The 7,140-nt window shown below is 68.8% G+C and carries 6 protein-coding genes; 1 reads left to right on the top strand and 5 read right to left on the bottom strand.

Annotation, left to right across the window (positions count from 1 at the left end):
• The coding region (locus L995_RS20815) for a GntR family transcriptional regulator (RefSeq protein ID WP_047473427.1) at positions 1 to 630 on the bottom strand (630 nt) is incomplete at its 3' end.
• Positions 631 to 858: 228 nt separating this feature from the next.
• Here L995_RS20815 and L995_RS20810 point away from each other — a divergent pair.
• Positions 859 to 1,809 (top strand): transglutaminase-like domain-containing protein, encoded by a 951-nt coding sequence (locus L995_RS20810; protein ID WP_016453703.1) that lies wholly within the window; start codon positions 859 to 861, stop codon positions 1,807 to 1,809.
• A gap of 54 nt (positions 1,810 to 1,863) precedes the next feature.
• On the opposite strand, the gene L995_RS20805 is transcribed toward L995_RS20810, so the two are convergent.
• The 4 genes from L995_RS20805 to chrA all read right to left on the bottom strand — a co-directional run.
• Positions 1,864 to 4,023 carry a TonB-dependent siderophore receptor gene (locus L995_RS20805; protein WP_047473428.1) on the bottom strand — a complete coding sequence of 720 codons (2,160 nt, stop codon included), beginning with the start codon at positions 4,021 to 4,023 and terminating at the stop codon, positions 1,864 to 1,866.
• Positions 4,024 to 4,344: 321 nt separating this feature from the next.
• Entirely contained in the window at positions 4,345 to 5,031 is a 687-nt protein-coding gene (locus tag L995_RS20800; RefSeq protein WP_047473426.1) for a B3/B4 domain-containing protein, read from the bottom strand.
• A gap of 84 nt (positions 5,032 to 5,115) precedes the next feature.
• Positions 5,116 to 5,943, bottom strand: a complete 828-nt coding sequence (locus tag L995_RS20795; RefSeq protein WP_047473424.1) for an AraC family transcriptional regulator — start codon at positions 5,941 to 5,943, stop codon at positions 5,116 to 5,118.
• 13 nt (positions 5,944 to 5,956) lie between these two features.
• A partial coding sequence (chrA, locus tag L995_RS20790; RefSeq protein ID WP_047473423.1) for a chromate efflux transporter occupies positions 5,957 to 7,140 on the bottom strand: 1,184 nt, incomplete at its 5' end.

The following is a 7,140-nucleotide window of genomic DNA, read 5'->3' as shown; positions in this document are numbered from 1 at the left end:
CCGCGTGTGGTGCAGGTGGGTGACCAGCAGCTCGCGCAGGGCCGTGGCGTCGCGTGCGCCCAGGGCCTCGATCATGGCCTCGTGCTCCTTGACGGCCTGCTTCCACTTGGCCGTGTCCAGGTTGGTGCGAAAGCGCAGCGACTGTACGCGGTTGTTGATGCGCTGGAAGGTCTCCGTCAGCACGGGGTTCTTGGCGGCGCTGTTCAGCGCCGCGTGGATGGCGGCGTTGAGCCGGTAGTAGGCAGACACGTCGGCGCGCGCCACGCTGGCCATCATCTCGTAGTGCAGGGCGCGGATCTCGGCGAATTCCTGGTCGGTGATGCGCTGGGCGGCCAGTTCGCCCGACAGGCCCTCGATGCCGGCCAGCACCTCGAAGGCGTGCATGACATCGGCCTCGCTCAGCTTGACGGCGATGGCGCCGCGGTTGGGCAGCAGGTCGGCCAGGCCTTCGGCGGCCAGCAGCTTGATGGCCTCGCGCAGCGGCGTGCGCGAGACGCCGAGCTGCTCGCACAGCTCGCGCTCGTTGAGCTTGGCGCCCGGGGCGATGCGCCCCTCGATGAGCATGGACCGCAAACGGTCCGCCACCTGCTCGTGCAGCGCCGCCCGCGATATCTCGATGATCTCCGCCATCTAGCGGTCTCCTTGGCTGTTCCTGGCTGGTGGATGCCCCCGCCACAGGCATTGCGCCATGCGGGGCGGCGCCGATGTTAGCCGAGTTTGCATCCCCTGCGGGCCGCCGGGCGGGCGCACGCGCTGTCCCTGCCAAGCACTACAGGCTTTTCAGCAGGGGCCTACGGCCGGCGGAGACTCTTGATCCCACCATGGATGCCGATTCGACAGACCAACCAGGGAAAAACAATGGCCCAACCAGGAATCAGGCTGCAGATCCAGGTGGATCTTGCCTATGACATCCGCGATCCGGCCGGGGCCGACTTCGTGTTCAACATCCATGCGGCCCACACCTCGCACCAGACGGTGGAGAACGAGCGTCTGGTGCTCAGCCAGCCGGTGGAGCCCGACATTGCCACCGAGCCCGCCACCTCCACGCGCTTCATGCGCCTGCATGCCAACCCCGGCCCCCTGCACCTGACCTACACGGCCACCGTCTGCATCGCGCACCACCGCGAGGATCCGGCGGCGCTGGGCGAGGTTCCGGTGCGCTGCATCCCGCTGGAGGTGCTGCCGTACATCTACCCCAGCCGCTACTGCCAGTCCGACCGGCTGATGCAGCTGGCCTTCCGCAATTTCGGCCAACTGGCGCCCGGCTATTCGCGCGTGCTGGCCATACAGCAGTGGGTGCAGGAGCTGGTGACCTTCGCTTCGGCCACCAGCAACTCGTCCACCTCGGCCGTCGATACCCTGGTGGAGCAGGTGGGCGTGTGCCGCGATTTCACGCACCTGATGATCGCCCTGTGCCGCGCGCTGAACATTCCCGCCCGCATCGCCACCGGCACGGACTACGGTGCCGACCCTGCGCTGGGTCCGCCCGATTTCCATGCCTACGTGGAAGCCTACCTGGGCGACAGGTGGTACCTGTTCGATGCATCGGGCACGGCCATTCCCATGGGCTTCATGCGCTTTGGCACGGGCCGTGACGCGGCCGACGTGGCCTTTGCCACCATCTTCGGCAACGTGGTGGCCATGGCCCCCATGATCCAGACACAGGCCCTGGAAGACGAGCGCAGCCAGCTGCCCCGGCAGTGCAGCGAGGCGCTGTCGACCACCGCGCCTTCGCCCGCCGTGCTGTCGGGCTGCGCATCGTTTGGCAGCACGGCGGACCGAAGGAGCTTCAGGCAGCTGCCTGCCTGAGCTGCCTGCGCTGCGTGAAATGCCTGGGCTGTGTGAGGCGCGCGGCGGCGGTCCTCAGAAGCGGTGCGTTCCCGTCACCGCAAAGGTGCGCCGCTGGCCGTAGAAGCAGTCGCCGCGTGCCAGGCACTGCGTGATCTGCACCTTGTCGGTTAGGTTGACCACGTTGAAGGCCAGGCGCCATGGGCCGGCGTCATAGGACACCATGGCATCCAGCAGGGTGGCCGAAGGCGTGTCCACCAGGCTGGTGCCTGTCCACTGCGAACCCGTGTAGCGCACGCCTGCACCCAGGCTCCAGCCGCCGCGTCCTTCGCTGGCAAAGCGGTGGGTCAGCCAGGCCGATGCCGTGTGGCGCGGCACGCTGGTCACGCGCTGGCCCTGGTCGCCGCCATTGCTGCGCGAGATGATGGCGTCGGTGTACGCATAGGCCAGGGTGGCGTCCCAGTGGCGGGCCAGGCTGGCGGTCAGCTCGGCCTCGAAGCCGTTGACCTTGACCTCGCCGATCTGCAGGCTGTTGAGCGGGTTGGCGGGGTCGGTGGTCTTGCGGTTCTTCTCGCGCAGCGTGTAGACGGCGGCGAAGGCCGACAGGCCCTGGCCCGGCGGCTGCCATTTCACGCCGGCTTCCCATTGCTCGCCGCGCTGCGCCTTGTAGGGCGTGCCGTAGACGTTCACGCCGCCCAGCGGCTGGAAGGACTCGGAGTAGCCCAGGTAGGGCGCCCAGCCACCATCCATCTGGTAGGTGGCGCCTGCGCGCTTGGTCCAGGCCTTCTCGTCCACGGCGGAGGCGGGACGGCCTTCGGTATCGGTCTGGGCGCTGTCGTGGCGCAGGCCCAGGGTGGCGGTCCAGCGGCCCCACTTGATCTGGTCCTGGGCGTAGAAGCCCAATTGCTTTTGCGACACGCCCGGCTGGCGCACCAGCTGCGAGGCCGTGGGCGGCGTGAAGTTGCCGTAGACGGGGTTGTAGACGTCAAACGGCGCGGTCAGTCCGCGCCAGGTGGACTGGCTGGTGCTGTTGCGCTGTGCGTCCATGCCGGCCAGCACGGTGTGCTCGGCCGTGCCCCAGCGCAGCCGGCCTTCGAGCTGCGTGTCGATCACCAGCATGCGCCCGCCGTTGACCTGCCAGGAGGCATCGCGGTAGACGCTGCGGTTGTCGGGGTTGAAGACCGGGCGCGCAGGGCGGCCCTGGCCGGGGATGGCGGTGAAGCTGGTGTAGATGGAGCGGTAGTCCACGTCGCTGATGGTGCGCCGCAGGTTCTGGCGCACGGTCCAGTCCGCGTTCAGGCGGTGGCTGAACAGGTAGCCCCAGGATTTGTTCTCTGTGTCGAACGAGTCCCAGCCGGGCTCGCCGATGAAGGTGCTGGTGGGAATCTGGCCGTAGGGGCTGGGCAGGCGCGTGCCCTGCCAGGGGAAGAAGCCGATCAGCGAGCCGCTCTTGTCCTTCTGGTAGAGCGCCTGCAGCGTGAGCGAGGTATCGGCGCTGGGCCTCCACGTCAGGCTGGGCGCGATCACCAGGCGGTCGTCGTTCACATGGTCCACCTGGGTGCCGCTTTCCCGGCCCACGGCCACCAGGCGGTACAGCCACTGGCCGTCTTCGGTGACGGCGCCGGTCAGGTCGGTGGCGATCTGCTTGCGCCCGTAGCTGCCCACCTGCACCTGCACCTCGCGCAGCGCCTCGGCCTGCGGGCGCTTGCTGGTGAGGTTGAGCACCCCGCCCACGCTGCCCTGGCCGTAGAGCACGGAGGAGGGACCGCGCAGGAATTCCACGCGCTCCAGCGTGTAGGGGTCGGGGCGGCTGGTGTTGTAGGTGCCGTAGGTGCGCAGCAGACCGTCCTGGTACTGGCTCACGCTGCCGCCGCGTGCCGAGAAGCTGTCCACCCGGCTGTCGAAGTAGTTGGACACCACGCCGGCGCTGTAGGCGGTGGTCTGGCGCAGCGTCTGCACGCCCTGGGCCTCGAACTGGTCGCGCGTGACCACGCTGATGGCCTGGGGCGTCTCTATCAGCGGCGTGTCGGTCTTGGTGGCCGAGATGGCGCGCTTGGCGGTGAAGCCCACCACAGGGCCGGTGGGATTTTCCTTCTCGGTGCCTGCGTTCACGGTGACCGGGGCGAGCGTGGCCTCGGGGACCTTGTCAGGCTGGGCCTGTGCGTGGGCTGCGCCGCACAGGGCAAGCAGGGCGGCATGCGCAACTGCCGTGCGCGAGAGTCTTTGGGTAAGCATGGTCAATGGTCGAGAGCTGGGAAACCTGTGCCGTGGGGCGTGCTCTGGGTGCGTCGGCGCTGCTGCCGGCCCTGGGGCCAGCAGCGCAGCCTGTCATGGCGGGTGCGGATTCTAGAATGACAATGGGAATGATTTCTTTTTCTTTTCAAATGTATGTAGCATGCAACGCATTGTTATCATTTTGATAGCGTAGAAGCTTGTTTTGAAGGGATCTGCGGGTCGATGTGCAGGGCGGTGTGATACGCGTACGGTCTTGCTTGCGGGAAGTCCGCGCAGCGTGATAGCCCTCTTCGCGCCGGGGCGCCAACCGCCCCGGTCGCCTCAGGCCTGGGCGGCCTGCAAGGGGTTGCCTGGGTGTGAAACGGCCTCGGGCCACAGCCGACCGGCCGCCGCCTGCAACGCTTGCACCAACTGCCGCGTATCCGTCTTGCCGGTGGCGTGCAGCGCTTCGGTCACGATCAGCGCGTTGACGGTGGATTCGCGCACTGCCGAGTGGCCGCTTTGGCGGTTGCACCAGCGCCGGGCGTGGGCGCGGCCGGCCGTGTCGGCAAAGATGATTTCGCCGGGCTCGGGATATTCGATCTCGCCCGAGAAGGTCTCGTAGACCTCGCTGCCGGTTGCGGGGCGCACCTGCAGGCAGCCGCTGATGCGGTCCAGGTCGAAGACGGCCACGGGAATGGCAAAGGCCACCGAGGCCGCATTGCACAGGTCCACCAGCGGATGCAGGCCCGGCAGATCTCCCTCCTTGCGCAGGCGGCGCAGCAGGGCCTCGGCGGCGCAGCGGTATTGCGTGGGCTTGAGGCCCATCCTGGCAAAGCCGCGCCGCCAGGCCTGGATGGATGGCATCTCGCTTTCCGGGGTGCAGGCCAGGTTCTGCCTGGCCTGTGCCATGAAGGGGGCGATCACGGCGTGTGCGGGCACGTCGGGCGACAGGCCGCGCAGCAGCAAGGTCTGCGTGGCCAGTTCAGGAAAGTCGCGGGGGATGGAGGGTGCGTAGGAGAACGGCAAGATCGGGCCTTGTGATTGGAGAGGGGATGTGATCCCCATCCTCGCCAGGCCGGTTTGCGTGGTCTTGAAGGAAATTGCAGCGCGTCACGCAGCGCAGGCCTTGGCTGCCCTGGCATAGAAGCCGGGCGCCATGCCGAAGCTGCGCACGAACAGGCGCGTCATATGGCTCTGGTCGGCAAAGCCGCTGTGCGCTGCGGCCTCGGCCAGCGGCATGCCGCTGGCGATGAGCCCGCGCGCCTGGTGCAGGCGCCGCTGCAGCAGATAGGCATGGGGCGTCATGCCCGTGGCGCGCGCAAAGGCACGCAGGAACTGGTAGCGGCTCAGGCCCGCCTCGTGGGCCAGGGCGCCCAGGGTCAGGGGCGCGCCGGGATCGTCGTCCATCCGGGCGCGGGCCAGTGTGATGGGGGCCGGTGCGCGGGGCGCAGGGGCAGGGCGTTGCAGCATGCCGCCCAGCAGCTGCAGCAGGGCTTCGTCCAGGTCCAGGGCGTCCGCTGGCTCGCCGCTGCCGGTCATCCTGCGGTACAGGGTCTGAAAACACGCGGCCAGGCGCGGGTCGCGCACGGCGGGCTGGCGGAACTCGAAGCCGGCCGCCGGCCCTGCGCCATCCATGTCCGCCATGAGCCCGGCCACGACCCAGGGCTCCAGGTAGAGCATGCGCCAGGCGCGACCGCCATCGCCCAGGGGCATGCCGTCATGCAACTCGCCGGGGTTGACCATGATGAGGTCGCCAGCCCCGGCCTCGTACAGACCTCGCCCGCTGGCGGACTTCTGCGCGCCACGCTCGATCAGGCCGATGCCGTACTGCTCGTGGGCGTGCCGCCCAAAGTGCCTCGCCGTGTCTGCGGCCACGGCCTCCACGCCTGCGGTGCGGCAGCGCAGCCAGCTGAAATGCCCATCCGTGGTCGATACCATGCCGCAGCCTTTCCTATCCAACCTGGCGCGCAAGCGTGATCGCCAGGCCGGCCAGCCCCGCGCCGACCACCACGGGGATCACGCCCACCTTCCAGCGCAGCAGCGCGGCCGCCGCAGCCAGGCCCAGCAGTGCGGACGGCCAGTCGAAGGGACCCGCCCAGCCCTGCGGCCACAGCACGTGCCAGGCAAAGAACACGGCCAGGTTGGCGATGACGCCCACCACGGCGGCCGTGATGCCCGTCAGCGGCGCGGTGAAGCCCAGCCTGCCATGGGTGGACTCGATGAAGGGGCCGCCCAGCAGGATGAAGGCAAAGGACGGCAAAAAGGTGAAAAAGGTCACGACCAGGGCGGCGGCGGCGCCGGCAGGCAGCAGCGCATCGGGGCCGAACACCTGCGTGCTCCAGCCGCCCAGGAAGCCCACGAAGGACACCACCATGATCAGCGGCCCCGGCGTGGTCTCGCCCAGGGCCAGCCCGTCCATCATCTGCGTGGCCGTGAGCCAGTGGTAGTGGTCCACCGCGCCCTGGTAGAGGTAGGGCAGCACGGCATAGGCGCCGCCAAAGGTCAGCAATGCCGCCTTGGTGAAGAACCAGCCCATCTGGGTGAGCGCGCCCTGCCAGCCGAAGGCGGCGGTCAGCAGGCCCAGCGCCAGCGCCCACAGCCCCATGCTGGCCGCCAGCACCTGGCTGAAAAAGCGCCAGCGGAACCGTGCATGGGCCGGTGTGGGCGTGTCATCGTCGATGACGGCCGGGCCGTGGCTGCCGCCGCGCGGGCCGTGCCCGCCCGCAGGGGAGAAGTGGCGCGGCGCCAGCCTGCCCCCCAGGTAGCCCAGTGCGCCGGCCGCCAGCACGATCAGCGGAAACGGCAGCTTCAGCGCGAAGATGGCCACGAAGGCCGCCGCGGCAATCCCCCACAGCCAGCCGTTGCGCAGGGTGCGCGAGCCCACGCGCCAGGCCGCCTGCACCACCAGCGCCGTCACGGCCGGCTTGATGCCATAGAAGATGCCGGCAATGGCCGGCACATGGCCGAAGGCCACATAGATCCAGGACAGGGCGATGAGCAGCAGCAGCGAAGGCAGCACGAACAGGCCGCCGGCCACGATGCCGCCCCATGTGCGGTGCAGCAGCCAGCCGATATAGGTGGCCAGCTGCTGCGCCTCGGGGCCGGGCAGCAGCATGCAGTAGTTGAGCGCATGCA

This window comes from Delftia sp. ZNC0008, assembly GCF_000799035.1.
Lineage (GTDB): Bacteria > Pseudomonadota > Gammaproteobacteria > Burkholderiales > Burkholderiaceae_C > Comamonas > Comamonas tsuruhatensis.
The sequence above is the reverse complement of the archived record's forward strand: the minus strand, read 5'-3'. Positions and strand labels throughout refer to the sequence as shown.

Coding starts and splice junctions, on each gene's coding strand:
- L995_RS20810 (WP_016453703.1), top strand. CDS start 859: ATGGCCCAACCAGGAATCAGGCTGCAGATCCAGGTGGATCTTGCCTAT.
- L995_RS20805 (WP_047473428.1), bottom strand. CDS start 4,023: ATGCTTACCCAAAGACTCTCGCGCACGGCAGTTGCGCATGCCGCCCTG.
- L995_RS20795 (WP_047473424.1), bottom strand. CDS start 5,943: ATGGTATCGACCACGGATGGGCATTTCAGCTGGCTGCGCTGCCGCACC.